This window comes from Steroidobacter flavus (genome assembly GCF_042651805.1).
GTDB classification, from domain to species: Bacteria; Pseudomonadota; Gammaproteobacteria; order Steroidobacterales; family Steroidobacteraceae; genus Steroidobacter; species Steroidobacter flavus.
Map to the genome: position 1 here is coordinate 790,123 of NZ_JBHSDU010000014.1, position 24,880 is coordinate 815,002.

Genomic DNA, 24,880 nt, shown 5'->3' on the forward strand with positions numbered 1-24,880 from the left:
TCGCGCGATGACCCCTGGCGCAACGAAATCAGAAGGCTTCGTCGAAAGCGACCTCCCCCTGCACGCCCACCTGATATGCCGAGACGCGGCGTTCGAAGAAGTTCGTCAGCTCCTGCACGTCCTGCAATTCCATGAACGCAAACGGATTGCGAACGTTGTAACGCGTGGGCAGATGTAACGCGCGCAGCCGTTGATCGGCAACGTATTCCAGATACTGGCGCATCTCACGACGAGTCAGACCGACGACACCGCCCGATAGCACATCGTCGGCGAACGCGGCCTCGCACTCGACCGCCTCCTCGATCATCGTCTGCACCTGCCGAGCCCAGGAAGCATCGAACAGATGCGGCTCTTCCCGACGCACCGTATTGAGCACTTCGAACGCGAACGCCATGTGCGCGCTCTCATCACGAAACACCCAGTTCGTGCCCGCCGCCAGTCCCGGCAGCAGCCCGCGCGAACGCAGGAAGTAGACATAGGCGAACGCGCCGAAGAAAAACAATCCTTCGATGCAGCTGGCAAAGCACGTCAGGTTCAAGAGAAAACGACGCTTGTCGGCGTCGCTCTCGATCCGCTGCAGGCCGAACACCTCATCGGTCCACTTCTGACAGAACTCCGCCTTGCGACGGATCGACGGAATGTTTTCGATGGCGGCGAATGCCTGTGCGCGTCGCTGTTGATCCGGAACATAATTGTCGAGCAGCGTGAGGTAGAACTGGATATGCAGCGCCTCCTCGTACAGCTGGCGCGAAAGATACATCCGCGCCTCGGGCGAGTTGATGTGCCGGTACAGGCTGATGACCAGGTTGTTCGAGACGATCGAGTCGCCGGTGGCGAAGAACGCCACCAGCCGCTCGATCAAATGCCGGTCGGCCGCCGTCATCCGCTGCGACAGATGGCCCAGATCGATCTGAAAGTCGATCTCCTCGACGGTCCAGGTGTTCTTGATCGCGGCCCGATACATTTCATAGAAGCGCGGATAGCGCATCGGGCGCAGCGTCAGATCGAAGCCTGAATCCAGCAGGGAGGCGCTGCGTGAAGTCATGACGGCGCTCACTGGCACGCCTCGCACAGTTCCGGATTCTCCAACGAGCACACCACCGCGGCGGTGTCGCTCACCTGCACCGTCGTCTTCGCGATGTTCGTCGCCGGACGTGAGCGCAAGTAGTAAGTGGTCTTGATGCCGCTCTTCCACGCATACATGTACATGCTGGAGAGCTGCCCGATGGTCGGATTGGCGATGAACAGGTTCAGCGACTGGCTCTGATCGATGTACGCGCCACGCGACGCCGCGAGATCGATCAGCGCCCGCATGGGCACTTCCCAAGCCGTGCGATAGATGGCGCGCAGTGCCTGAGGAATCTCGGCGATGCCCTGCACCGAGCCGTCCGCCAGCTTGATCTGATTGCGAATCTCATCGGTCCACAAGCCGAGCTGCTTCAACTCCTCCACCAGGTAACGATTCACCTGCAGGAAGTCGCCGGACAAAGTCTCGCGCTTGAACAGGTTGGAAACCTGCGGCTCGATGCACTCATAGCAACCGGCGATCGAGGCAATCGTCGCAGTCGGTGCGATGGCGATGAGCAGGCTGTTACGCAAGCCGTGCGCTTTGATTTCAGCGCGCAACGCATTCCACCGCGTCTCGTCCGACGGCGTGATGCCCCAGCTGTCGAACTGCAACTCACCCTCCGCGGCACGCGTGTCCTTGAATGCATCGTGAGGTCCCAACTCGCGCGCCAGTTCCATGGACGTCCGCAACGCTTGGAAATAAATCGTCTCGGCGATGCGCGTCGACAGTTCCTTCGCTTGCGCGCTGTCGAACGCCATGCGCAGCTGGAAAAACACATCCTGCAAGCCCATCACACCCAGCCCGACCGGGCGCCAGCGCATATTCGAGGCACGGGCCGTGGCGATCGGATAGAAGTTCAGATCGATGACCCGGTCCAGCTGACGCACGGCCGTCTGCACGGTTTGCGCCAGCTTGTCGAAGTCGAATGCACCGTCGATCACGTGACGGCCGAGATTGATCGAGCCCAGGTTGCACACCGCAGTCTCGTCATCGCTGGTGACCTCGAGGATCTCGGTGCATAGATTCGACAGATGAATCGTATTGCCGGCGCGTGCCGTCTGATTGCCCGCGCGGTTGCACTTGTCCTTGAAGGTCATCCAGCCGTTGCCAGTCTGCGCCAGGGTGCGCATCATGCGGGCATACAAGTCGCGTGCACGCACAGACTTTCGTGCGAGCCCTTGCGCTTCGGCCTGAGTGTAAGCCGCATCGAACGCCTCGCCCCACAGGTCCGGCAGCTGCGGCACATCCTTCGGATCGAACAGCGACCACATCTCATCCGCCTCCACGCGACGCATGAACAGATCGCAAATCCAGTTCGCCAGATTGATGTGATGAGTACGGCGGCCTTCGTCGCCCGTGTTGTCGCGCAGTTCGAGGAAGGCTTCGACGTCGGCATGCCATGGCTCGAGATACACACAAGCCGCGCCTTTGCGCTTACCGCCCTGATTCACCGCCGCCACCGACGAGTCGAGTGTCTTCAACCACGGCACGATCCCATTCGAGAGACCGTTGGTCGCGCGAATCAGCGAGCCTTCCGAGCGCACGCGATGCCAGGCCACGCCGATGCCGCCGGAGAATTTCGACAGCAGCGCGATGTCCTTGTAACGATCGTAGATGGATTCGAGCGAATCGCCGGGCGAATCCAGCAGGAAACAGCTCGACAATTGTTCGTGGCGCGTGCCGGCGTTGAACAGCGTCGGCGAGCTGGGAATGTAGTCGAGCGATGAGAACACCTGATATAGGTCGATGGCCTCGTGCACGCTGGCGCTCAGCGCACAGGCAATGCGCAGCCAGAACTGTTGCGGCGACTCCAGCGCCAGCCGGCGCGTCGGGTGCTTCAACAAGTAGCGGTCGTACAGCGTCTTCAGACCGAAGTATTCGAACTCGTGGGTGCGACGCGCGTCGATGGCGTCGTTGAGCTTGCGGGCATTGCTCTCGACAAAGCTCATCACGCGCTCGTTGATCAGCCCGACATCGAAGCCCAGGCGAATCGATTGCGAGAACGAATAAACGCCCTGCCCCTGCACTTCCTTGTCGATGAAGCCCGCGAGCAGACGCGCCGCGAGACGCGAATACTCCGGCTCTTCGAACGTGAACGAAGCGGCCGTGCGGATCGACAGCTCATCCAGCTCGCGAGTGGTCGCGCCATCGTACAAGCCAGCAATCGTCTTCAGTGCGACGCGCATGGGATCGACCGCGTCGAGACCGTCGCCACAGCGCCCGACCGCACGAACGATCTTGTTCACGTCGACGGCTTCGCGCTCGCCGTTGCGCTTGGTGACTCGCATCTGGGTGCGAGCCGAGTGTGGAGGCGTTAAATGAAAATCGGTTTGAGCAGAGTCCAGGGTCGCCAGCATGTGTGTTGTTCCTCGAAGCGTCGCTCCCGCGAGCGAAATCGGGCGATCGAGGGAAAGACGGGAACAACGGAGCGAGGTCACTAGCGAACGCAGCGATCCGAACATCCGCCAGCCCTTTCCCACGAGAGCCCGACAGCCTGTGCGCGCCTGTGACGACGCGCGATCTTCGGCAGGTCTTCGGGCTCATGGGCTCCGGCGTGTGCCGACCTACTTGGCGCTGCTTCCCAGGCAAAAGCCCAGTGCTGTGTGCGCCGTTCGTTCCCAATTACCGCTGCGGGGCAGCTCCGGAATGTCACCGGATTCCCTTTTCAGCCTGCCCCACTGATCTTGGGGCAGGCACCGAGGATGGGCACAAGATATTGTGGTTTTCGCAAGGCGTCAACCTCGACTTGGGCCCAGGTCCAATAGTGCCGCCGCCGCTGAGGTGCCAACGTTCGACACTTTGAAAGGGCCGTCGCATGGACAACTCCCCCTCGAGCCGAATGATTCTTTGCATCGTCGGTGTCGCGCTCACGGCGATTGCTGGATGCGAAGCCACGTCGCATCGGGTCGGTCAAAATGCGACCGTGCAGTTCGGCGTCGTGCAAAACGCCCAGCAAGTCACCTTGGACTCGAACGCCGCCCAAGGCGCGCTCCTCGGCGGAACGATCGGCATCATTGCGAGCGGACGCGGTTCGGCGGCACGTGGCGCCGCCACCGGAGCTGTGGTCGGTGCTGCCGGCGCAGCCGCCACTCAAGGCAATCGCTCAGGCACTCAATACACTGTGCAAATGGCGGACGGCAGTTCCGTTCGCATCGTCAGCGATCAGCGCGAAATCAAGGTCAACGATTGCGTCGCCATCGAGCGGGTCGGCAGCAATGCAAACATTCGTCGCGCTTCATCGGACTACTGCGATCCAACCAACGCGCAGGCAGTCAGCCAGGTGAGCGATGCTGTGAGATCGGAGGCCGTCCATTGCGATACCGCGAAACAGGAGCTCGCGAAAGCAACGGATCAGCAGGCGGTGGATCTGGCCATTCGCAAAGTCGAGCTGTTGTGCGACGACTAACAAATGATAGTTCGCCGCGCGCTGCTGTCGGCGTGCAGCTACATTGTTGCAAATACAACAACCGGGTCGCCAATGACCGACGCAATTCGTGAATCCAGCCACGCGTCGATCTCCTAGAATTCTGCTCGTGATCGACGACACCTCCTCCCCGTACTCGAGTGCCACACTTTTTTCGGAGTCGCACGACGTTGCGAGCCCGATCCTCGCGCCTCGCAAACTACTGGCAGCGCTGATCGGTGGCGACCTGCTGTTCATCGTGCTGCATTGGTTGCACGTGCATACGAACCTGCTCACCTCGGAGCGCTGGTCCATCGCACGCGATCGCGGCTACGGCGAGATGTTTCAATATCTCAAGTACGCCGGCATCATGTTCGCGCTCAGCCAGTTGTTTCGGAAAACCCGCCTTCCTGTGCTGCTGCTCTGGATCGGGGTGTATGGCTTCCTGTTGCTCGACGACTCAATGCGCATTCATGAGCGCATCGGGCTCGACCTGGTCGCGTGGGCGCACATTGCCGATTTCGGCGGCCTGAGGGGTCGCGACTGGGGCGAGCTGATCTATGCAACGATCGGCGGCGCGTTCCTCACGCCGGTGCTCGTGGTCGCATACATTCGCAGCTCATCGATGGCACGCGCCATCTCGATCAACATGGGCATTCTGCTGGCGGCGCTGCTGATGTTCGCGATCGGCGGCGATGCAATCCACCGCCTCCTCTCGACCACGGCGTTCGATGCCATGGCGACCATCGTCGAGGACGGCGGTGAAATGCTGGCGCTGAGCTTGACGTGCTTTTACGTCGCCCGCTATGCCGATGGTGCGTCGGGTGCGTCGCTCGGTCGCAGTCGATAGCCCAGGCCGGTTTCGGTGATGATGAACACCGGCTGCGCCGGATTCGGCTCGAGCTTCTGACGCAAATGTTTCAAGCAAGCACGCAGGCTCTGCGTGTCATGAGCGCGATCGGGGCCCCACGCTTCCCGGATCAGCTGATTCGCGGTCACGATCATTCCCGCCTGTCGCGCGAGCGATTCGAGCACCCGATATTCCAACGGCGTGAAACGGATTTCTTTATTGGCAGCGCGAGCCTCCCGGCGCGCCAGATCGATCGTGACATCGCCCAATCGAACGATCGCTGTGCGATCCAGTCCTCGCGAGCTTCGGCGTAAAGCGGCGCGGACTCGCGCGATCAACTCGGGCGCACCGAACGGCTTGGTGACGTAGTCATCCGCGCCCGCCTCGAGCGCCGCCACCTTTTGTGTTTCCATGGTCCGCGCCGACAACACAATGATGGGCACACTGGACCACTCGCGAACGCCCTGGATCACGGTCATTCCATCGGCATCGGGCAGCCCGAGGTCGACGAGCAGCAAATCCGGTCGATGCGTCCGCGCTTCGATCAGCGCTCGCGCTGCTGTCTCGGCCTCAACCAAACGATAGGGCTCGGACTGCAATAGTGCGCGAAGCACGGCGCGAATGGTTGGGTCGTCCTCCACGACCAGAATGCGGTGCATGGCTTGTGTCACAGCGAGCCTGCGGTGGTTGGAAGAAAGAACTCGACACGCGCTCCGCCGCCCGGTCGATCGGTCGCGCGGATCGTGCCTCCATGCGCATGGACGATGGCGCGGCAGATCGCCAGCCCCAGACCGGCCCCCGCGACCGCACCTTCACCTTGTCCGCGACTGAACTTGTCGAACAGGCGCTCGCGATCCACGGCTGGAAAGCCTGGCCCTTCATCGTCGATCTCCACCCTCACCCGCTGTTCCTCGAGCCGCGCTCCGATATGAAGGACGGCATCGGCGGGCGTGTACTTGGCGGCATTGTCGAAGATGTTGGCGAGCGCTTGCACGATCAGGGTTCCGTCCACGTGTAACACCGGCAACTCGTTCGGCACATCGATGCGGACCGGATGACTCCGCAGACGCTCCTCGACCCGTACCAGCGCCGAGCCGATCAAATCATCGAGGGCATGCGTGTCGCGCCGGAGCGCGATCTGACCCGATTCGAAGCGCATCAGGTCGAGCACGTTGGAAACAATCTCCGCCATTTCCACGGCCTTCGCTTCGATGGATCGGGCCAGCTGCGTCCGAATGTCATCATCGATCTCTCGTCCTCGCTCGGCCAGTGTGCTGCTGGCGCCGGCAATGGCCGCCAGCGGCGTGCGCAAGTCGTGCGATATCGATGCCAATAACGTATTACGCAGGCTTTCGGTTTCGGCAGCGACACGACCCGCCTCGGCGGCAGCCGACAAGCCGGCGCGCTCGACGGCCAGACTCAACTGCTCGGCGAACGAATCGAGCAGACGAGTCTGCTCCGGAGCTAACAACCGCCGGCTGGTCTGTGGCAGTACCGCCAGAACCCCGAAGCGCTGCTGCTCGTGTGTGAGCAAAAGATACATTGCCGGTGCTTCCGGCATGTAATCGGAGCCGAGGCCGCCGCGGGGCCCGTGCTCGAATACCCATTGAGCCACGGACAGGTCTGCGTTTCGGAACGAACCGTCCATCGGCGCGTCGGCCGGACGTTGTAACGTCCCGGTGGCATCGGGAAGCAACACGGCCGCTTGGCAATCGAAAACATCCACGATGTGCCGGACCGCCACGCGAGACATGTTCGCGACGCCGCGCGTGGCACTGAGATCGCGGGTCATCGCATATAACAACGCCGTGCGCCGTTCTCGATCGCCCGTGGCCCGGCTCTGCCGGCGCACGCTCGCGATCAGGTTCGCCATGGTGACAGCGACGATCAACATCACCGTGAAGGTCACCAGATATTGCAAGTCCACCATCGTGACGGAAAAGCGCGGCGGCACGAAATACACAGCGAAGGCAGCAACATTCGCAAAGGAGGCGAGCACCGCCGGGCCGCGGCCGAACTTGACCGCGACGAACGTCGAGCTCGCGAGGTAAGACATGATGATGTTGGCCACCGCCACATAGGGATCCAGCGCATACAGGAGGGCACTGGTGAGCGCGCTGATCGCGAGCGCCCATCCATAGCGTGACCATCGAATGGATTTCAGCCAGCTGGCTTTGGAAGAGTCGCGGGAGCGTGTGCCGGAGCGCTCGCCATGCGCCGAGCCGATAGTGATGACGTCGAAGTGCCGGGCTTCGCGAACCAGTCGGGATGCGGTCGATGGGCGCAGCGAGGCAAGCAGCCCCTTTCGCCTCGGCGCGCCGATCACGATATGGGTCGCTTCTGAAGTACGCGCATAGTCGAGCAGCGCCTCAGCGGCGGACTGACCATCCAACGTGACTGCCTGAGCGCCGAGCGTGCCCGCGAGCCGCTGCAATTCCGTCCAGCCATCGCGCGAGCTCGAAGGCCGTTGCAGCAAGTCAGGCGTTTCGACGAAGACCAGCGTCCATGGCGCCGCCAGCAAATCGGCAATGCGCTTCCCCGCCTGCATCACGTGCTCAGCTCGCGAATCCGCCCCCACGGCCACGAGCACTCGTTTTTTACGACCCGGCGAAGGCGCCATGTATCCAGTGTTGCTTGGTAAGTTGCCAGCTGCGATGGCACTACTATGGCGCAGGCACTGGCACGAGTACACCAGTCAAAGTACGAGGCTCCCGCTTGGGCAGCTCGATGGTTCGCGCCAGCCGCATCGCCGGCCGCTCGATCAGCACATTCATGATCCACGCGGCAACGATGCTCGTCAGCATTCCGCAGATGAACGCAACGTAGGCCCAGACGGTGGAATAGTTGGCGCCAATCAGTTCGCGGACCAGCACGGTCGCGCGCCAGCCGATCCCAAGGTGCAACAGATACAAGCTATAAGAGATACGCCCCAGGAACTGCATCACCGGTCCCGCGAGCAACCGACGCCAGGACGCAAAATGGAAGCTGCACACGATCGCAATCCCGGTCGCGGCAGTCACCAGCGGAGCCGCGACTCGATAGGTGCTCGAGCCGAACATCACCGCGGCAACCACGCACAGGACCACCGACACGATGAGCACATCCCGGTCGCAGTGGCCGCGATAATAAAGATAGACGACCAGGCCCAGCGCGAATTGAAACCACCGGTCGAGAAACAGCCCCTCCCGCAACGGCGTCAGCAACCCGACGAACAGGCAGATCGACCAGAGAAAGGTCAGCGACAGCGCGACGCTGGCGATGGTGCGGAGAGTGACGGCGGCCACCCCGGCATTGCGCATTTTTTCCAGCAACACCAGCGACAGCACCAGGACCAGATAGAACTGCACCTCGTAGCACAGCGTCCAGAACACCGGCAGGATGTGCTCGTAGCCCAGGAAGGTCTGCACATAGAGCGCGTTCGTCAGGATCTGCCCGGCCGACGGCAACTCCCGGGAGTACTCGACCATCAGCCAGCCGCTCAGCCACAGCAGCCCCACCTCCAGCGCAATCACCGACCAGTACGGCAAATCCAGGCGCACGAAACGGCGGGCGGCGAACCGGCCGAGATACTTGAACGAGTACTCACCGCCCGTCAGGCTGTGTGCGATCACGAAACCGCTGAGCACAAAGAAGATCTGCACGCCGTAGCGGCCGAAAGAGGCCAGCTCTGCAATCCCCGGCCCCAGGATGCCTGGATGCCGATCGGAAGCGGCGTCGGCAAGATGAGCGATCGCCACCAGCAGCGCAGCCACGCCTCGCAGCCCGTCGATGAATTCGAAGCGTGCCGAGCTCGACGCCGTGTGGCCAGTAGCTGCCATTATTTCTCAGGTAAGTACGACGGATGCGGCGGTGGATGACGCGGCGGATCCTTGATGAGCCAGGCAACCGAGATCAAGCCAACCAACGCCGCGACGATCAGGACCACGAGATGCTTCATCATTATTAGTCGGCGTCCGGAGCTCTTCCTCGATCGCGCGACAACCCCTGTCGCGTCTCCCTTTGCAGACAATAGAGTTAGCGTTGTGATCGCGGCGTGACTTTTTCGAGCCGCTATCGGATTTCGCGATGGAGTGCGCACCTGTGTCGGCGAACTTGTCAGTTACGCGACAGGATATGAGAACGAGTTCACACCTCGCTCATTCTCGCTCGGCGGGCACAACCACAGGTTTGGAAGGTTTGCGCTTTGCGTCCTGCTCGGCGAGCTGCGCCGGCGTGAGCAGATACGTATCGAGGAGTCGGCGCGCAATCGGTCCCGCGAATCCCGAGCCACCGCCGCCAGGTGCATTCTCGACGACGACGGCGACAGCGATTGTTGGCGCATCCGCCGGCGCGAACGCCACGAACAGCGCGTGATCGCGCAGATGTTCCGCCAACTCGCTGGGCTTGCGCATGCGCTCGCTGAGCGCCACCGTGAAAACTTGAGCGCTGCCGCTCTTTCCCGCCATCTTATATTCCGGCGCCGGTGACAGCGCGAATCGCGCCGTGCCGTAGGGTGCGTTTACGACATCCAACATACCGGCGATAGCGACCGTCCATGCCTCGGGATCGGCGGTTTTCACCGGAGGCAATGCCACGGGCGGCAACTCACGAACCTTGCCGGTCTGAACATCCCGAATGGCGCGGACCATTCGTGGCCGATAGCGGGTGCCGCGAACCGATAACGTGGCGATGGCATGCGCCAACTGCAGCGGTGTCACTAACATCTGCCCCTGGCCGATACCGACGCTGATGGTGTCGCCCGGAAACCAGACCTGCAGCTCCGGTCGTTTGAAAGCGCGCTTCTTCCAATCTGTCGACGGCAGGATGCCCAGGCGCTCCCCTGCCACATCGATACCGGTGGCACTGCCGACGCCGAAGCGCCCCAGGAACGCCGCCATCCGATCGATCCCCATCGACCTGGCGATATCGAAGAAATACACGTCGCACGATGTTGCGATGGCTTTCTCCATATCGACCGGGCCATGCCCGCCTTTCTTCCAGTCGCGACGGGCGCGCCCATAGCCGGGCGCCGACCACATGCCCCGGCAGTAACGAGTGTCATGCGGAGTCACTACACCGTACTCCAGTGCGGCGAGCGCAAACAAAGGCTTGACGGTCGAGCCCGGCGGATAGACGCCTCGCAACGCCCGGTCATACATCGGCCGCGTCGGATCTTCGGTGAGTGCCAGGTACTGTGTGCGGCTCAAGCCGCGGGCGAAGAGATTCGGATCGAAGGCCGGCGTGCTGACGAACGCAAGAACATCACCATTGGCCGGATCGATGGCCACGGCGGCTCCACGCTGACCGCGGAGTGCTGCCTCGGCGGCTTGCTGAACCCGAAGATCGAGCGTTAGAAACAGATCGTTGCCGGCAATCGGCTGCCGCGTTTCCAACGGCACATCGGCTCGACCGATGCGCTCGACCCGGCGTCCCCGGGCATTGACCAGCAGCTGCTGAACGCCGGGATAACCATGCAACTCGTCTTCATAAGCGCGCTCGACTCCGCTCTTGCCCGTCAGCACCGTGCCGGCGTAGCGGGCCAGGTCGAGCTCCTTCTCATCTTCCTCGCTGATCGCGGCCACATAGCCGATGGCATGCACGCTGCTACTGCCCAACGGATAGTAACGAGTCAGCCGGGGCACGACTTCGACCCCGGGAAAGTCATGCCGACGCGCCGCAAAGCGCGCCAACTCTTCTTCCGTCAGTTGCAGCTTGAGAGGCACCGAGTCGAAGGAGCGGCGGCTGCGAATGTCTTTGCGCATTCGCGGGACCTCGGCCCGATCGATCAAGTTGAGCGCCGCCAGCCCGTTCAGCGTCGCATCCAGATCCGGCACCTGCTCCAACGTCACTTCGAGCTGAAACGAAGGGGCGTTGGTGGCCAGCGGCAGCCCGTTCCGATCCAGGATCAAGCCCCGGTTGGCCGGGATGGGCTCGACCTTGATTCGATTGCCCTGGGACTCGCCGACGTAATAGTCGTAACGAACCACCTGCAGCCAGACCAGCCGGGCGATGACCGCCCCCAATGCGAGCACCATACAGACAGCCGCGAGCAGCGCTCGCTGCTCGAAGAGCTCTTGCTCGGCCCGGTGATCCTTGAACCTGATCGACTTAGACATCCAGTCACAGCGTCCATCTGGTAGGCGCTGGCGATCATAGCATCGCGATTTGACGGCGCTCAGCACTAATAATAAGTTTCAGCGGCCCGCCCACGACTCTGCCGATCCCTGAAGTGAAAGATCAGCTTTATTTGTTACGCCCCGGCTTCTTCAATGCCACGCTCGGGCCGCTCTACTGCAACGATTCGGTTCCGGTGGAAGGCTTTCTCAGCGATGCCCGTGCTCATCCTCGCACCCGACCGGGCGGTCGATGAGAATGTCGTGCCGTTCCAAACCGCCAACGGCAAGCGCTACATTGCCGATGAAAAGATCATTCGTCGTTATCTCTCACAGCAGTACGGCCTGCCCGAAGCGGGCTGAGCAATCAGCGATCCGGCTCGTAGTGCCCGATCAGGCTGAACCTGTTATTCGCCTGCCAGAATCTCGCGAACGTCACCGGCGTCGTCTCGTTCCAGGTACGACGCTCGATGACCAGACACGCCGCCCCCTGCTTCGCTTTGAGATGAGTGGCGATGTTGCCAGTTGCCTCGCACGCCGAGATCTTGTGCTCGGCGTCGCTCCAGCGCACGTGGGCGGACAACCAGGGCCCGTGACCGCCCTCCTCCAGCGGCCGACATGTGATACCCGGCGCGGCATCGATATTGACGAGGCGTTCTTCCAATTGGAACGGCTCGGCATCGCAGGAATGCAGGCAGAGCATCCACAGCACCGAAGTTCGACGCGATACCCCCAGCCATTCGCGGCGCTGTGGATTGTCGAGCACCTTTTCGCATTCGAGCAGCCGATGGCTATAGACGCCGCCCAGGCGCGCGACGACGTCGGCGATGTCCCAGATCTCGAACACCGGGCGCTCCTGAGCGCCGCGCGTCACGATCGTGCCCGCCTTGCGCCGACGCTCGACGAGTCCGTCGTCGGCGAGACTTTGCAACGCCCGATTCACGGTCATCCGTGACGTTCGGTATCTCTCCTTGATCGCGATCTCGGTCGGCAAGCGCGTGCCAGGAGGCCAGGTGCCCATGCGAATGGGTTCAGCCAGTACCCGCCGGACCTGTTGCCACAAGGGTCCGTGACCGTCCAGCGCCGCCAACGGAGTCTGCGTCTTCGCTCGCGTCATCCATGAGTCCTTTCGCATGTCTCATGCGCTCAGAATTTGACTTGCACACCCACCTGGAATTCGCGCCCCGGCAATGCGCTGCCCAAGCCGCCGTTGGAGAACCGCGTATCCAGCAGATACGGCGACTCGCCCGTCGCGATCAGCAACGGGTGATAAGCCTCGTCCAACAAATTGTTGAGCGCCGCGAAGGCACGCACCTGCTGCGTCAACTCCAACTCGCCGCGCACGTTCACGAGCCAGAACGCGCCTTTGCGATGGATGTAGTTCGAGTTCGGCTCCACCTCGGGCACCGGCAGCAACTCTTCGGTGTTGTACCAGACCGGACCGTGCAACACGCCTTCCAGCCGGAAATTCCAACCGAAGCGCGTGCGCTCCTGTCCGATCTGCGAGCCCAAGGCCGCCTGATATTGATAAACGCGCTGCACGCGTCGCGTATTCATGGCGGACGTCGCTCCCTCGTCTTCCATGTCCCAGTGATAGCTGCCGCCGCCATTCACCGACCAGCGCCATTCCGACGAAGTCGCACCGAGCAGGGGCAGAACATCGAACTCCAGCTGCAACTCGGCGCCCTCGATATTCACGTCGCCCGCGTTGTTCGCATAGTCGCTGGTATTCACCACGTTCGGACGCGGCAAAGTGACGATGCGATCCTCGATCACGTTGCGGAACACAGCGAGATCCGCACTCCAGTGCGCGCCGCGCCAGTTCGCGCCCGCCTCGATTTGCGTGCTGCTCTCGGGCTCCAGATCGGGATTGCCGAAAGTCCGGCCGCCGCCTAACGCGGTGAAGTCCGCCGCCAACTCTGTTGAGTTCGGTGCGCGGAAACCGGACGCGGTGCCGGCTCGCAGCGTCAATGCATCCGTCGCTCGGAAAGCGAAGCCAACGGCATAAGTCGTTGTGTCGTACTTCTCCTCGCGGGTCACCTGCCCTGCAAGATTCGGCGTGGGATCGAACGACGTCTCACCTTGCGTCCAGCGCAATCCGCCACGCACCGTGAGCCGGTCGTTGAACAGGCTTTGCGCGTCCTCGAAATACAAAGCGTGCACGTCTTCGGTCTGGTTGTTGTCATAGGGCGCCAGCTGCGCAATCGCGGCTCCGCCAACGCCTTCGCGAATGCGGGTCGAGCGAATCGTGCTGTGCTCATAGTCCCAACCGCCCAGCAACTCATTGCCTTCCCAAAGCTTCACTCGCGGCTGAAAGCGAGAGCCGACGATGTCGACTTTGCGGACGTTGTAATCCTTGGAGGTGCCCGCCGTCGGTGTCCCCGCACTGGAACGAATGACAGGCGAGGCCCAGCGCAGATTGTCGATATCCTGCACGCCGTAAACGTGGGCGAGCCAATCCACTCGCTCGCTGGCCGTGGCACCGGTGTAGGTCACATCGAGCGAGCGATTGTATCGATCGTCCTTGCTGATGTAGTTCGCCGCCGATCCACGAAATCCCGCGTCGAAAACACCGTCAGTGCGCGCGGTGACTTCCAAACGATGTAACGGAGCGATCTGCACGCCGAGCGCACCGACTGCGCCACGCCGCTCCCAGCTCGTATTGATCTGCTTACCGGTGTCGCCGCCGCCATCGAAGTCGCCGCGCTCACCTGCCGAGGCACCGACATACCAGTCGACGGTTTCGCCGGCGTCTCCGAACTCGATGTCACCTTGGACCAGATCCCAGGAACCGGTGACGATGCGCGCACTGCCGCCCTGCGCCGTCTTGCCGGTTTTGGTGATGATGTTCACCACGCCGCCGATGTTCTGGCTGCCATAGATGACTGAAGACGGGCCTCGCACGATCTCGATGCGACTGATCGACGCCGGCGAGAGTTTCGAGAGGTTCGCCGTGCCGGCCCGTCGACCGTTGACCAGGATGAGCACCTGGCTGCGGAAGTCGCGTCCCTGACCGTCGGACGCGCCGCCTCGAATGTTGATGGCCGTCTGTCCCGGCGTCCATTCGTTGAGGAAAGCAACTCCGTTCTGTGACAGCAGCTCAGTGAGCGACTTCGCCGAACTGCGCTCGATCGCCGCGGTGTCGATGACATCGACCGTCCCGACAACGCGCGCAATGGACTCGGGGCGCGACGTTGCGGTCACGATGACTTCTTCGACGTTCTCCTGCGCATACAGACTCACAGGGCCAGCGAGCAGCGCCACGGCCGCCGCCAAACGATACGACTTCTTCACGAAACTACTCCGGAACATCCAAACCAAGGGTCCCCGTCGGGGTCGCGGAATGACGATTGTTCTCCGCGCAAACGAATTCGCGTTCATGTCTAGACCTTATTCGTGGAGCGCATGCTAGCGGCACGCCCGGTAGCATTGGGGTCACCTATATATCGATTGCGCATATGGCCATGCCGATCGCCGCGAGCGGTACTAAAAGGATACCGAGAGCGATCAGTCGACGCGGCCAATACGGCCAGGCAAAGATCAACGGCAACGCGGCCAGCGGTAGCACGCAAAACAACCAACTGGCGAAGCCCATCGCCGCGCCTTGCGACATCATCCAGGCAACACCAGAGAGCGCGAGCAACGCATATCCGACAGCGCGAACTGCATATATCCGCGCCGTTTGCCAGCTCTCAGGCCAGAGCGATCTGGCTTGAGCGCGGGTCGTCACGCACAGCGCCACATAGCCGGCGAAGGCGAAGCCCAAGGAGGAAAGAAACAGAATGGCGGCGGCTCCGGAGGACGTGATCAATCGATAGCCGGCGCCGGCATATCGTTCCGAGCTTGCTTGCCGTCAGATTCCGGGCGCATGCGCTCGCGTCGCTCGAGATGAATGGCCAACACCGCGCAGCCCACGCCGATCGCGATCCCAGTGAGGTCGACTCCTGCACGCAGCCAGTCCCCATTGCTTATTGTCTGGACCAATGGCCGCCCAACCATCCACCCCGTGAGCGGCAAAGCCACGCACAACGCCGCAGCCGCAGCCCACTGTTGCCACCACGCTCGTTGCGGAGCCTGCAGGAACGCATGAACGAACGTTGCGAACCATACCAGCAGAAAGACCCGCACGACCTGAACATCATGGGCGCCGCCCTGCTCCCCTGGAGCGAACGGGATCAGGCGCTCCGCCCACATGAATGCCGCACACGCCACGCTGATGCCAGCGACGAAAGCGACGTTCAGCGCATGCACGACTCGATAGAACCTCGGCTGTGCCAGCGCCTTCTTCTCGCGCTTCGCGGCGAAAACAAACAACCCGGCCGCGGCGCTGACCGCTCCTGCCAGACCCGCCAGAAAATAAGCCCAACGTACCAACGGTCCGCCCCATTCGACGAAGTGCAACGCTGCACCTACCGACTGCGTCTGTACTACGGGACCGAGGTCGAGCAATGCCCGCAGCTCGCGCCCCGTAACAGCATCGAACGCAATCTTCGGGACCTGCTGCGAAACGATGTCAGTACGAGTACGCGCCACCTCGACGACGGCGTTGCTACGATTTGGATTGCGCACGTGAACAGTCCACGTCTTGCCGTCGCCGAGACGCTGTTCCGCACGTTCGATCAGATCCATCAGCGGCAACATCCGGGCAGGCCCACCTGGAGGGACCGCGGTATTCTGGTATTCCGTCGCCAATGCTTCGCGCCGGAACGTCGGCGTGTCGCCCGCATAAATGGCATGCACCGCCGCCGGCATGTAGATCCAATACAGCAGCATCAGCCCGGTGTAGGCCATCATGATATGAAACGGCAACGGCAACACCGACAGCACATTGTGTGCGTCGAGCCACGAGCGCTGCCCCGATGCTTTCGGCCGGAACGTAAAGAAGTCGCGGAAGAATCGCTTGTGGATGACGATGCCGCTGATACAAGCCAGCAGCATCACCAGCCCCGCCGCACCGACGACGAAGAAGCCGATCAGATTCTCCTCGCGGGGAATCAGCAACTCGTAGTGATAGTCGAGAAAGAATTTGCCGCCGCGTACCGTGTGCGTGACTGCCTCCCCGGTCTGCGGATCGAGTAGATGGCTGAGACGTTTGCCCTCCGCCGTCGTGATCGTGACTCCCACAAACGGCTCGCGAGCGCTCGGCAAAGCAATACGCCACAACTTCGCGTCCGGCGCCGTCGCATCGAGGTGCTTCAGCGCCACCTCCACCGCACGTTCGCGATCGGCATTCTTTCGTACCGACAGCTCCGGAGTCGCCCAAGCCGTGATCTCCGCGTGAAAGACCGCGAGCGAACCGGTCAGCAACACGCCGAACAGCAGCCAGCCGAACACCAGTCCCAGCCAGGTATGTACCCAGGCCATGCTCTGCGTGAGCGACTGCTTCATACGCGCAGCCACTCCAGCAACGGCCACTCGAGCGCAGCCAGCAGTGCCATGGCGATCCACCAACGCACGATGCTGGCGCAGCTGAAGCTCCAGAACGCCAGAACAGTCAATAACAGAAACGAGCAGTTGGTCGCGACGATGGCGGCCTCGGCGCGACTCAGCGGCAGAAGCAGTGTCGCGATGCCGGTTGTCAGGTAGGTGATGGCGTATGCGCCAATGCTCGCGGCCAACAGCCGCAGCGATTTGTCGATAACCACTTCATCGATGGCACGAAACGCGGAAAGCACGATGCGGACAGTAATGTCTAGACAACAGTGAGCGAGCCTAGCGCATCGTCACAACCGTCGCAGTATCAATTCGGTCACGACCGTCAAAAGCGCACGCCGAGTCCGACATCGACCAGCAGGAAGGTCTGCTGCGGTTGATAAGGGGCGAAGTGAAGATCCATTTCCGCCCAGGCTTCAGCAAAGCGGCCGAGCGGCCAGGAACGTAACGCGGAGACGTGCGGTCCCCAGCGATGCACGAACTCGCTGCCGCCCAGATCCTGATCGGGATAACCGAGGTGATAGGCCTCTTCGTAACGCGACGCGCCGATGGCCAGGTCGACGGGGAAATCTGTCGCGGCCCGCGTCACCACGAAATCGAAACCTTCGTAGTCGAGATCGTTGTCGCCGGTATTGCTGTCGATGCCCTGGGTCCGCTCGAACGAGCCCTTCAGATAACGCACTCGGAATTTATTGCCGGGCAGCGCCACCGACAGCGCGCCCATCTTGTGGCCGTTGACGTACACCGCGCCCTCGCCCGTCAGCATCGTTCCGACCCCGCCACCGCCCCACACGGACACGCGATCCGCATGCGCTTTGCCACTTATCCCCATCGCAGCGATGAACACCAGCGGAGGAAGGAATCGCGCGAGGGCCATGGCACCTCTCCTCGAGTGACGTCTCTTCGGTTGGACGCGACTTGCGCGTTAAATCGGTCGTCGTCGGCGAATTAACAAATGATGGACGCAAGCACCGGCCGCGAACTTCGAGCGCACGGCGCGGAACCTTCTGGTCTGTTCTCGATTGAAGCCTGCATGTCGCATGACTTTTTCGATGGAGCCCTCCATGAGCGAAACGACCGAAGATCTTGCATCGCGCCCGGGCGCTGGCGGCACGAATTTCAAACAGCGCATCGCGCGCGACGGCAAGCAAAAAATCGAGAGCGGAAAACGCGCCGCGGCCGACCAGATTGATGAGATTGCCGATGCCATCGATCTGGCGGGCTCGCAACTGGATGGGTCGCAACCGACGCTTGCTAACTATGCCGCCAAGCTGGCGGAAGGCGTCGGCGGTCTCGCGACTCGTCTGCGCGAAGACAGTCTCGAGGATTTGTATCACGAGGTTCGACGCCTGGCGGCTCGACACCCGGCAATGTTCGTGATGGGCAGCGCGGCGATCGGTCTCGCTATCGCGCGCTTCATGAGAGCAGAAGACGGCGCACACAGCAGCTCCAGCTCACATTGGTCAGACGACAGCGCGGACTTCAATTCCCGGCCGCGCGAATCGTCTGACACGCCGACTGCGGGAGTGTGAGCCATGGCTGCTTCACCGAGTCCAGGCGGCAGCGATCTGGGATCGATCCCGGGGCTGCTCACCCGACTGGCCGACGACGCGATGGCGCTGGCGCGCAATGAAATCGCACTCGCCAAAGCGGAAGCACGGGGCGTAGTCCGCGATGTGAAGCTGAGCGTCGCGCCATTCACCATCGCCGCTGGCGTATTGCTCATGGGCGCGATGACGCTGGTGGCAGCGGCGGTGCTTGCGCTTGCCGAAGTGCTGCGGCCGTGGGTGGCGGCGCTCATTGTTGCTGTCGCATTACTGCTGATCGGCTGGCTGCTGCTCAAAGCGGGCCAGCGCAAGTGGCAAAGCATCGGCGATCACTTCGATCGAACCCAGGATTCATTGCATAGAGACGCGACGCTGGTCGCGCGGAGGACTTCATGAACACTTCGACCCATCGGCACACCGCGGACCTGGAGCGCGAGGGCGATGAAATCCGCGCCGACATGGATCGTACCCTCGACGAAATCGAGCGCCAGCTATCGCCGCGCGAGCTCCTGGATCGGTCGGTCGAATTCGTTCGCGAGCATGGTTCGGATCTGATGAGAGAGGCCGGCGACACCGTGCGTCGTAATCCGCTGCCGGTGCTGCTCTCTGCAGCGGGGCTCGTTTGGCTCACCGCCGCCGTCGCGCGCTCGCGCTCGCAAAACGAGGGCTATCGTTCTCACATCGACGAAGACCTGGATTCCTTCGACGACTTCGCCGAGGGTCAGGGCTACGCGTCGCGTGAGTACTCGACGGATGACAGCACGCTTCGCAGAGCCGGCTCGCATTTCAACGAATTTGTTCGCGAGCAGCCGGTCGTGGTGGGCGCACTGGCATTGGCGGCAGGCGCATTGCTCGGAGCGGCGCTGCCCATGACCGAATATGAAAGCCGCACGATGGGCCCGGTTCACGATCGCGCCATGGCGAAGGTCAGCGAAGCCGGCCGCCGAGGGTATGAGAAAGTTCGCGAGGCGGTGGCGCCTGCAACGCGCGAGTCTGGAGATGAGGGCTCCCCCGATAACGTTCGTCCTCATTGAGGGAGCAGATCATGGTTGCAATGGCTCAACGATCATTCACTTCGGTGCCGACCTCCGGACGCCGGCGACGTACATCGCGGCGAGCGATAGATCCCGACACACTCAACCGTTCGCTGGGATGGTTCAGCATCGCACTGGGCGTGACCGAAGTACTCGCGCCCAAAGCGCTCGGACGTGCCATTGGCGTCGGCGATCACAGCGTCGCGATGCGTGTGTTCGGAATGCGTGAGATCGCGGCTGGACTCGGATTGTTGTCCGGCCGCGCTCCAGCGACATTCGCCATGGCCCGAGTCGCCGGCGACGTGATGGATCTTGCCATGTTGGGCGCATCGCTCAATTCGCCCCGCGCCAATCCCACTCGAATCGCAGCCGCAGTCACTGCGGTCGCTGGCGTCACGGCCCTCGATCTTTACGCGAGCAACCTCGATGCCCGAGCCGCCGTTCGCGACGCTTCGGCGGACACGCCACTGTCGGTGAGCATCACCATCAACAGCTCGCCCGAAAAGCTCTATGAGTTCTGGCGCAAGTTCGACAACTTGCCGCGCTTCACGCGTCATTTGCGTGCTGTCGAAACAATCGACGAACGCACCTCACGCTGGGTCGCGAACGGCCCCGGCAACACTCAAGTGCATTGGAAATCGGAGATCGTCGAGGACCAGCCGAACCGGTTCATTTCCTGGCGCACGTTGCCGAACTCGGAAGTGAATCATCGCGGCAGTGTCCGCTTCGAGCCGGCACCGACCGGACGCGGCGTCGTGGTACGAGTAAACATGCACTACGGCCGGCCGGACGGTCGTCTGACGGCCTATGCAGCGAAGTTGCTGGGTGCCGCGCCCGAAGCCGCCATCAGGGAAGATCTGCGACGTTTCAAACAATTGATCGAGGCCGGTGAGATTCCGACCACGCGCGGCCAGCCTTCGGGCGCCCGCAGCCTGATGGGCAAAGCATTTCGCCGTAAGCTTCCCGAGGAACGCGCATGAAAGCAGTATGTTGGCAAGGCACCGGCAAGGTCGCCGTGGAGCGGGTTCCCGATCCGCGCATTCTCAATCCGCGGGACGCCATCGTCAAAGTGACGAGCTCCGCGATCTGCGGCTCGGACGTGCATTTATATGACGGCTATGTACCCACCATGATGCGAGGTGACATCCTCGGCCACGAATTCATGGGCGAAGTGGTCGAGGTGGGCTCGGCGGTGAGCAATCTCTCCATCGGCGACCGCGTGGTCGTGCCCTTCCCGATCTCGTGCGGCAATTGTTTCTTCTGCGAGCGCGAGCTGTTCTCGCTGTGTGAGAACTCCAACCCCAACGCCGGCATGGCCGAGAAGTTTTGGGGTCACTCGCCGGCCGGCATCTTCGGCTATTCGCACTTGACCGGGGGCTACGCCGGCGGTCAGGCGGAGTATGTGCGCGTCCCGTTCGCGGATATCGGCCCGTTGAAAGTACCGAACCAGCTCAGCGACGAGCAGGTCTTGTTTCTAAGCGACATTCTGCCCACGGGCTACATGGCGGCGGAGAATTGCAACATCCAGCCGGGCGACACCGTCGCGGTGTGGGGTTGCGGACCGGTCGGTCTGTTCGCGATCAAGAGCGCGTTACTCCTCGGCGCCGGCCGGGTCATCGCGATCGACAGATTCGCCGAACGCTTGCACCTGGCTCGACAGGCCGGCGCCGAGATCATCGACTACGACCATGCGGACACGATGTCGACCTTGCGAGAGATGACCGGCGGACGCGGTCCCGACGCATGCATCGACGCCGTGGGCATGGAAGCGCACATGCACGGCATGCATGAAGCGTACGATAGGGTCAAACAAGCGCTGCGCATGGAAACGGATCGTCCTGGAGTCCTGCGCCAAGCACTGCAATCCTGCCGGAACGGTGGCACCGTGTCGGTGGCCGGCGTGTACGGCGGGCTGGTCGACAAGATTCCGTTCGGCGCCATCGTAAACAAGGCGCTCACGATCAAATCGGGCCAGACGCACGTCCACCGCTATATGAAGCCGCTGCTCGAGCGCATCGAAAAGGGCGAGATCGATCCTTCGTTTATCATCACGCATCGGGTCAGCATCGATGAGGTGCCGGATGCGTACGCGATGTTCCGCGACAAGCAGGATCAGTGCGTGAAAGTGGTGATCCGTCCGTCGTAACGCTCGCTGTTCTTTAGCGGCGAGCGTTCGGGTCTGGATTCCAGCGGGGTGCGCGCTTTTCCATGAAAGCTTTCGGGCCCTCTTCGAAATCCGGGTGAGCCCATTGTGACTTGAGCAGTTCCCAGCCCATCACCGCGGCGGCGGGATCGGCGAGTTCCGTGGCACCCCAGATGGCACGTTTGGTCAGCGCCATTGCTTGCGGCGAGTTACTGCACATCGCGTGAGCAAGCTCGCGAGCGCGAGCCAATGTCGCCGCCGGGCTCGGCTCCAGCAAATCGACCAGTCCGACGGCATGAGCACGCTCAGCGGACATTCGGTATCCCTTCCCGGCCAGCGCCATCAACAATGCAGCGCCAATGCCCGCGCGACGAACCACGCCGACTGATTCGAGCGCGGAGACCTGGCCGACACTCACATGCGTGTCCATGAACTCCGCTTGCGCACACGAAATGACGATATCGCTATCCGCGACGAAGTGCAGACCGCCGCCATTGACCAGGCCGTTGATGGCACAGATGACGGGCTTCGTGACGTGACACATGCGAGGCGAGAAACGATTGGCCGCGGCATACGATTGGTTCTGCAAACCACCCGTGCCGACTTTGAGCGCGGAGACATCCGCGCCCGTACAGAAGTGGCGCTCGCCGGCGCCGCTCACGATGGCAACGACGATGCCCGGATCGGAATTGACTCGCGCCCAAGCCTCTTCCAGCGCCGTCAGCAACTCCGGGCTGAGCGAATTGCCCCGGCCCGGCCGATTGAGCGTCAGCACCGCAACGCCGTCGGTCAGCTCGAATCGCAGCGGTGATTCATCCATGGAGTTGTGACTTCAATTGTGAGCGCAATTTGCTCGGCGTCGTGGAAAACCAGCGAAAACAGCTGCGTGAGAAAATCGACGGGTCCGAGTAGCCAAGCTTCTCGGCCACATGCTTGAAGAGCATGTCGTCCCGTTGCAGATAACGAAGCGCCACATCGCGGCGAACCGCGTCCTTGATGTCTTCGAAGGACGTGCCGGCCGCGCGCAGCCGGCGTTGTAACGTCCGAGGATGCACGCAGAGCTCTGCCGCAATCCGCTCGCACGTGCAGTTCTTGCTGTCGAGTCCCTGAAGCACTCGATGACGGACCTGAGACAGCAACGGTGCCTGCGTTTTCGGATAGCGCGTCTCGATGAACGAGGTCGCCATTTCGTAGACGCGGTCGTCCGGATCCACCACCGGACGTAACAGGTCCTGTTCGGTGAGCACGAGCCCATCGACCCGCTGACCGAACAGCACCTGACAGCCGAAACGCGACTGATAGTTCAAACGCGTCGACTGCTGCGCATGGCGGAACAGGATCTTGCGAACGCGTGCCACGCCCGCGGTGATCTCGCGAATATTCAAACAGGCGAGCATGAAGGCGTGCTCGATTGCCTGCGAACGCTCTTCGGGCTCCTGGAGCAGAATCTCCAGCCGCAGCAGCAACAGATGACGTTCGCGATCAGGCTCGAAACGAACCCGCGTCGCGAGCGAATACGCGTGGATGTGCTTGGCGCAGTAACCTATCGCCTGCCCCAGCGTTTTGGAGTTCTTCATCACCACGCCGATCGGGCCGATGGCTTTGTTTCCTCCCTGCAGCGCTGCGAGTTGCAGGCCGAAGTCGGGGCATGAGAGCGAATCAGCCGCGGACTGCATCACACGTAACAGCGAGCGGTATTCGATGACGGCATCGCGCGTCGTGAGCGCGTCGACGTCGATCTGCGCTTCTCGGAGTAACGCGTCCGGGTCGCCTCCGAGCTCGCGAACCAGCTCGGGAAAGCCGCGAAGCGCACTGGCGGCGACGATGGCCGGTGCGCCTTGCAGTTCGGGCATCATGACGCCGCACTCGCGGGCTGATAGCCAACGTACGCTGTTTCTTCCAGGAACGCTTCGAAGCCGAACGCGCCCCACTCGCGGCCATTGCCCGACATCTTGCAACCGCCGAACGGCGAATGAGGATCGAGCAGGTCCAGATCGCCGTTGAGACAGACCTGACCGGCGCGAATTCTCGAGCCGACCTCTCGCGCCTTCTCGAGGGTGCCGGCGTGCACGTAAGCGGCCAGTCCGTAAGGAGTGTCGTTGGCGATGCGCACCGCTTCATCCACGCTGTCGTACGGCTCGATCGCCAGCACCGGCCCGAAGATTTCCTCGCGCGCGATGGTCATGTCATTGGTGACATCGGAGAAGATCGTCGGCTTCACGTAGTAGCCCTGCGCGAGGCCCGCGGGCTTGCCGACACCGCCGACCACCAAGGTCGCGCCTTCGTCGATGCCCTTCTGAATCAGCTGCTGCACGCGGTTCCATTGCGAAGCATTGACCAGCGGCCCGACGAAAGCACCGCTATCCGGCGGACCGACCTGCAATGTCTCGGCCGTCGCTTTGGCGATGGCAACAACCTGCTCGAGCTTGGAACGCGGCACGATCATGCGCGAAGGCACCGAGCACGTCTGACCGGAGTTCAGAAACATATAACGTACGCCCGACGCGACGGCCTTCTCCAGATCCGCGTCTTCGAGAATGACGTTAGGGCTCTTGCCGCCCAGCTCCTGATGCACTCGCTTGACCGTGGCAGCGGCGTTGCGGGCCACTTCGACACCGGCACGAGTCGAGCCGGTGATAGAGACTGCATCGACTTCCGGATGACTGCTCAGCGCTGCACCGACCGTCGGGCCATCGCCGAAGATCATGTTGAACACGCCGGGCGGCACCTTCGCGGCTTCCATGATCTCCGCCAGGATCTGCGCCGAGAACGGCGCGAACTCGGACGGCTTCCACACCATGGTGCAACCGACCGCGAGCGCCGGAATGATCTTGGTGATGGCCAGCGAGATGGGCCAGTTCCAGGGCGTGATCAACGCGCACACACCGATAGGCTTCTTGCTCACCATCGTGATGCCGCTCAGATGATCGAAGGCATAGGTCTTGAGCAATTCGATGGCCACGTTGATGTGAGTTGCCGGCAGCGGTACTTGTGCCTGCTCGGCAAGCCAGTTCGGGCAGCCCATCTCGGCCGTGACTGCGGCTTGCAAATCGGCCTTGCGAGCTTCGAACTGCGCGGCCACTCGCTGTAACAGCTCGACCCGTTGCTCGCGAGTGGTGCGAGAGTAAGTATCGAATGCGCGACGCGCAGCGGTCACCGCGCGATTCACATCCTCAGCGGCGCCCATCCTGAGCTGTCCGGCGACTCGTTCCGTCGCGGGATCGATCACCTCGAACTTGCCGGTGCCGACCGGTTCGACCCAGCGGCCATCGATATAAAACTTCACGCAGTCACGCATACTGACTTACC

At 62.2% G+C, this 24,880-nt stretch carries 25 protein-coding genes and 1 riboswitch; of the genes, 9 read left to right on the forward strand and 16 right to left on the reverse strand.

Going from position 1 to position 24,880, the window contains the following annotated elements:
* Window positions 1-28: 28 nt before the first annotated feature.
* Complete coding sequence (locus tag ACFPN2_RS26025; protein WP_380602075.1) at window positions 29-1,045, reverse strand: ribonucleotide-diphosphate reductase subunit beta; 1,017 nt, start codon at window positions 1,043-1,045, stop codon at window positions 29-31.
* Between the two features lie 8 nt (window positions 1,046-1,053).
* Complete coding sequence (locus tag ACFPN2_RS26030; protein ID WP_380602077.1) at window positions 1,054-3,426, reverse strand: ribonucleoside-diphosphate reductase subunit alpha; 2,373 nt, start codon at window positions 3,424-3,426, stop codon at window positions 1,054-1,056.
* A 151-nt stretch (window positions 3,427-3,577) separates the two neighbouring features.
* Window positions 3,578-3,785: riboswitch (cobalamin riboswitch) on the reverse strand.
* Between the two features lie 99 nt (window positions 3,786-3,884).
* Here ACFPN2_RS26030 and ACFPN2_RS26035 point away from each other — a divergent pair.
* Together ACFPN2_RS26035 and ACFPN2_RS26040 are read left to right on the forward strand one after the other, a co-directional pair.
* Window positions 3,885-4,475, forward strand: coding sequence for a hypothetical protein (locus tag ACFPN2_RS26035; RefSeq protein WP_380602079.1), 591 nt, complete (start codon window positions 3,885-3,887; stop codon window positions 4,473-4,475).
* 127 nt (window positions 4,476-4,602) lie between these two features.
* Window positions 4,603-5,322 (forward strand): hypothetical protein, encoded by a 720-nt coding sequence (locus ACFPN2_RS26040; protein ID WP_380602081.1) that lies wholly within the window; start codon window positions 4,603-4,605, stop codon window positions 5,320-5,322.
* Here the strand turns inward: ACFPN2_RS26040 and ACFPN2_RS26045 are convergent.
* From ACFPN2_RS26045 to mrdA, 5 genes are all read right to left on the reverse strand, one after another.
* Window positions 5,277-5,993, reverse strand: coding sequence for a response regulator (locus tag ACFPN2_RS26045; RefSeq protein ID WP_380602083.1), 717 nt, complete (start codon window positions 5,991-5,993; stop codon window positions 5,277-5,279). The two genes, ACFPN2_RS26040 and ACFPN2_RS26045, sit on opposite strands and share 46 nt — an antisense overlap.
* A complete protein-coding gene (locus tag ACFPN2_RS26050; protein WP_380602085.1) occupies window positions 5,990-7,906 on the reverse strand; it encodes an ATP-binding protein in 1,917 nt (638 codons plus the stop codon). The genes ACFPN2_RS26045 and ACFPN2_RS26050 overlap by 4 nt, the downstream gene beginning before the upstream one ends.
* 79 nt (window positions 7,907-7,985) lie before the next feature.
* Window positions 7,986-9,140, reverse strand: coding sequence for an acyltransferase family protein (locus ACFPN2_RS26055; protein WP_380602087.1), 1,155 nt, complete (start codon window positions 9,138-9,140; stop codon window positions 7,986-7,988).
* Window positions 9,140-9,262 (reverse strand): hypothetical protein, encoded by a 123-nt coding sequence (locus tag ACFPN2_RS26060; protein WP_380602089.1) that lies wholly within the window; start codon window positions 9,260-9,262, stop codon window positions 9,140-9,142. The genes ACFPN2_RS26055 and ACFPN2_RS26060 overlap by 1 nt, the downstream gene beginning before the upstream one ends.
* Window positions 9,263-9,458: 196 nt before the next feature.
* A complete protein-coding gene (gene mrdA, locus ACFPN2_RS26065; RefSeq protein ID WP_380602091.1) occupies window positions 9,459-11,417 on the reverse strand; it encodes a penicillin-binding protein 2 in 1,959 nt (652 codons plus the stop codon).
* Between the two features lie 113 nt (window positions 11,418-11,530).
* Here mrdA and ACFPN2_RS26070 point away from each other — a divergent pair, with 113 nt between their 5' ends.
* A complete protein-coding gene (locus tag ACFPN2_RS26070; RefSeq protein WP_380602093.1) occupies window positions 11,531-11,671 on the forward strand; it encodes a DUF3088 family protein in 141 nt (46 codons plus the stop codon).
* On the forward strand, window positions 11,631-11,777 hold the full coding sequence (locus tag ACFPN2_RS26075) for a hypothetical protein (RefSeq protein WP_380602095.1): 147 nt from the start codon (window positions 11,631-11,633) through the stop codon (window positions 11,775-11,777). Before ACFPN2_RS26070 ends, ACFPN2_RS26075 begins: the two co-directional genes overlap by 41 nt.
* 4 nt (window positions 11,778-11,781) lie before the next feature.
* Here the strand turns inward: ACFPN2_RS26075 and ACFPN2_RS26080 are convergent, their stop codons facing one another.
* From ACFPN2_RS26080 to ACFPN2_RS26105, 6 genes are all read right to left on the reverse strand, one after another.
* Window positions 11,782-12,531: a UTRA domain-containing protein gene (locus ACFPN2_RS26080; RefSeq protein WP_380602097.1), complete on the reverse strand. Its 750-nt coding sequence runs from the start codon at window positions 12,529-12,531 to the stop codon at window positions 11,782-11,784.
* A gap of 29 nt (window positions 12,532-12,560) precedes the next feature.
* A complete protein-coding gene (locus ACFPN2_RS26085) occupies window positions 12,561-14,708 on the reverse strand; it encodes a TonB-dependent receptor (RefSeq protein WP_380602099.1) in 2,148 nt (715 codons plus the stop codon).
* 145 nt (window positions 14,709-14,853) lie between these two features.
* Window positions 14,854-15,156, reverse strand: a complete 303-nt coding sequence (locus tag ACFPN2_RS26090) for a DUF3325 family protein (protein ID WP_380602845.1) — start codon at window positions 15,154-15,156, stop codon at window positions 14,854-14,856.
* Between the two features lie 65 nt (window positions 15,157-15,221).
* A complete protein-coding gene (locus ACFPN2_RS26095; protein WP_380602101.1) occupies window positions 15,222-16,802 on the reverse strand; it encodes a PepSY-associated TM helix domain-containing protein in 1,581 nt (526 codons plus the stop codon).
* Window positions 16,799-17,089, reverse strand: coding sequence for an iron transporter (locus ACFPN2_RS26100; protein ID WP_380602103.1), 291 nt, complete (start codon window positions 17,087-17,089; stop codon window positions 16,799-16,801). The genes ACFPN2_RS26095 and ACFPN2_RS26100 overlap by 4 nt, the downstream gene beginning before the upstream one ends.
* An 83-nt stretch (window positions 17,090-17,172) precedes the next feature.
* Window positions 17,173-17,724 (reverse strand): hypothetical protein, encoded by a 552-nt coding sequence (locus tag ACFPN2_RS26105; RefSeq protein ID WP_380602105.1) that lies wholly within the window; start codon window positions 17,722-17,724, stop codon window positions 17,173-17,175.
* Window positions 17,725-17,911: 187 nt separating this feature from the next.
* Between ACFPN2_RS26105 and ACFPN2_RS26110 the strand changes: the two genes are divergently transcribed.
* From ACFPN2_RS26110 to ACFPN2_RS26130, 5 genes are read left to right on the forward strand one after another with little or no spacing between them, the layout of a single operon-like run.
* Window positions 17,912-18,379 carry a hypothetical protein gene (locus ACFPN2_RS26110; protein WP_380602107.1) on the forward strand — a complete coding sequence of 156 codons (468 nt, stop codon included), beginning with the start codon at window positions 17,912-17,914 and terminating at the stop codon, window positions 18,377-18,379.
* Between the two features lie 3 nt (window positions 18,380-18,382).
* Window positions 18,383-18,790 (forward strand): phage holin family protein, encoded by a 408-nt coding sequence (locus tag ACFPN2_RS26115; RefSeq protein WP_380602109.1) that lies wholly within the window; start codon window positions 18,383-18,385, stop codon window positions 18,788-18,790.
* A complete protein-coding gene (locus tag ACFPN2_RS26120; RefSeq protein ID WP_380602111.1) occupies window positions 18,787-19,428 on the forward strand; it encodes a DUF3618 domain-containing protein in 642 nt (213 codons plus the stop codon). Before ACFPN2_RS26115 ends, ACFPN2_RS26120 begins: the two co-directional genes overlap by 4 nt.
* Before the next feature lie 11 nt (window positions 19,429-19,439).
* Window positions 19,440-20,408, forward strand: coding sequence for an SRPBCC family protein (locus ACFPN2_RS26125; protein ID WP_380602113.1), 969 nt, complete (start codon window positions 19,440-19,442; stop codon window positions 20,406-20,408).
* Window positions 20,405-21,574 carry a zinc-dependent alcohol dehydrogenase gene (locus ACFPN2_RS26130; protein WP_380602115.1) on the forward strand — a complete coding sequence of 390 codons (1,170 nt, stop codon included), beginning with the start codon at window positions 20,405-20,407 and terminating at the stop codon, window positions 21,572-21,574. Before ACFPN2_RS26125 ends, ACFPN2_RS26130 begins: the two co-directional genes overlap by 4 nt.
* A 13-nt stretch (window positions 21,575-21,587) precedes the next feature.
* Here ACFPN2_RS26130 and ACFPN2_RS26135 read toward each other — a convergent pair whose 3' ends face one another.
* The 3 genes from ACFPN2_RS26135 to ACFPN2_RS26145 are packed head-to-tail and all read right to left on the reverse strand — an operon-like array spanning window position 21,588 to window position 24,869.
* The gene (locus ACFPN2_RS26135) at window positions 21,588-22,391 is read right to left on the reverse strand and encodes an enoyl-CoA hydratase/isomerase family protein (RefSeq protein WP_380602117.1); all 804 of its coding nucleotides are present in this window, start codon (window positions 22,389-22,391) and stop codon (window positions 21,588-21,590) included.
* Window positions 22,384-23,427, reverse strand: coding sequence for an AraC family transcriptional regulator (locus ACFPN2_RS26140; protein WP_380602119.1), 1,044 nt, complete (start codon window positions 23,425-23,427; stop codon window positions 22,384-22,386). The genes ACFPN2_RS26135 and ACFPN2_RS26140 overlap by 8 nt, the downstream gene beginning before the upstream one ends.
* Entirely contained in the window at window positions 23,424-24,869 is a 1,446-nt protein-coding gene (locus tag ACFPN2_RS26145; protein WP_380602121.1) for an aldehyde dehydrogenase family protein, read from the reverse strand. The genes ACFPN2_RS26140 and ACFPN2_RS26145 overlap by 4 nt, the downstream gene beginning before the upstream one ends.
* Window positions 24,870-24,880 lie beyond the last annotated feature (11 nt).

What these genes read in the sequence shown, in the direction of transcription:
- ACFPN2_RS26145 (WP_380602121.1), bottom strand. Translation starts at nt 24,869, where the DNA reads ATGCGTGACTGCGTGAAGTTTTATATCGATGGCCGCTGGGTCGAACCG.
- ACFPN2_RS26080 (WP_380602097.1), bottom strand. Translation starts at nt 12,531, where the DNA reads ATGACGCGAGCGAAGACGCAGACTCCGTTGGCGGCGCTGGACGGTCAC.
- mrdA (WP_380602091.1), bottom strand. Translation starts at nt 11,417, where the DNA reads ATGTCTAAGTCGATCAGGTTCAAGGATCACCGGGCCGAGCAAGAGCTC.
- ACFPN2_RS26115 (WP_380602109.1), top strand. Translation starts at nt 18,383, where the DNA reads ATGGCTGCTTCACCGAGTCCAGGCGGCAGCGATCTGGGATCGATCCCG.
- ACFPN2_RS26130 (WP_380602115.1), top strand. Translation starts at nt 20,405, where the DNA reads ATGAAAGCAGTATGTTGGCAAGGCACCGGCAAGGTCGCCGTGGAGCGG.
- ACFPN2_RS26035 (WP_380602079.1), top strand. Translation starts at nt 3,885, where the DNA reads ATGGACAACTCCCCCTCGAGCCGAATGATTCTTTGCATCGTCGGTGTC.
- ACFPN2_RS26110 (WP_380602107.1), top strand. Translation starts at nt 17,912, where the DNA reads ATGAGCGAAACGACCGAAGATCTTGCATCGCGCCCGGGCGCTGGCGGC.
- ACFPN2_RS26105 (WP_380602105.1), bottom strand. Translation starts at nt 17,724, where the DNA reads ATGGCCCTCGCGCGATTCCTTCCTCCGCTGGTGTTCATCGCTGCGATG.
- ACFPN2_RS26025 (WP_380602075.1), bottom strand. Translation starts at nt 1,045, where the DNA reads ATGACTTCACGCAGCGCCTCCCTGCTGGATTCAGGCTTCGATCTGACG.
- ACFPN2_RS26140 (WP_380602119.1), bottom strand. Translation starts at nt 23,427, where the DNA reads ATGATGCCCGAACTGCAAGGCGCACCGGCCATCGTCGCCGCCAGTGCG.
- ACFPN2_RS26125 (WP_380602113.1), top strand. Translation starts at nt 19,440, where the DNA reads ATGGTTGCAATGGCTCAACGATCATTCACTTCGGTGCCGACCTCCGGA.
- ACFPN2_RS26075 (WP_380602095.1), top strand. Translation starts at nt 11,631, where the DNA reads ATGCCCGTGCTCATCCTCGCACCCGACCGGGCGGTCGATGAGAATGTC.
- ACFPN2_RS26095 (WP_380602101.1), bottom strand. Translation starts at nt 16,802, where the DNA reads ATGAAGCAGTCGCTCACGCAGAGCATGGCCTGGGTACATACCTGGCTG.
- ACFPN2_RS26055 (WP_380602087.1), bottom strand. Translation starts at nt 9,140, where the DNA reads ATGGCAGCTACTGGCCACACGGCGTCGAGCTCGGCACGCTTCGAATTC.
- ACFPN2_RS26060 (WP_380602089.1), bottom strand. Translation starts at nt 9,262, where the DNA reads ATGATGAAGCATCTCGTGGTCCTGATCGTCGCGGCGTTGGTTGGCTTG.
- ACFPN2_RS26135 (WP_380602117.1), bottom strand. Translation starts at nt 22,391, where the DNA reads ATGGATGAATCACCGCTGCGATTCGAGCTGACCGACGGCGTTGCGGTG.
- ACFPN2_RS26030 (WP_380602077.1), bottom strand. Translation starts at nt 3,426, where the DNA reads ATGCTGGCGACCCTGGACTCTGCTCAAACCGATTTTCATTTAACGCCT.
- ACFPN2_RS26120 (WP_380602111.1), top strand. Translation starts at nt 18,787, where the DNA reads ATGAACACTTCGACCCATCGGCACACCGCGGACCTGGAGCGCGAGGGC.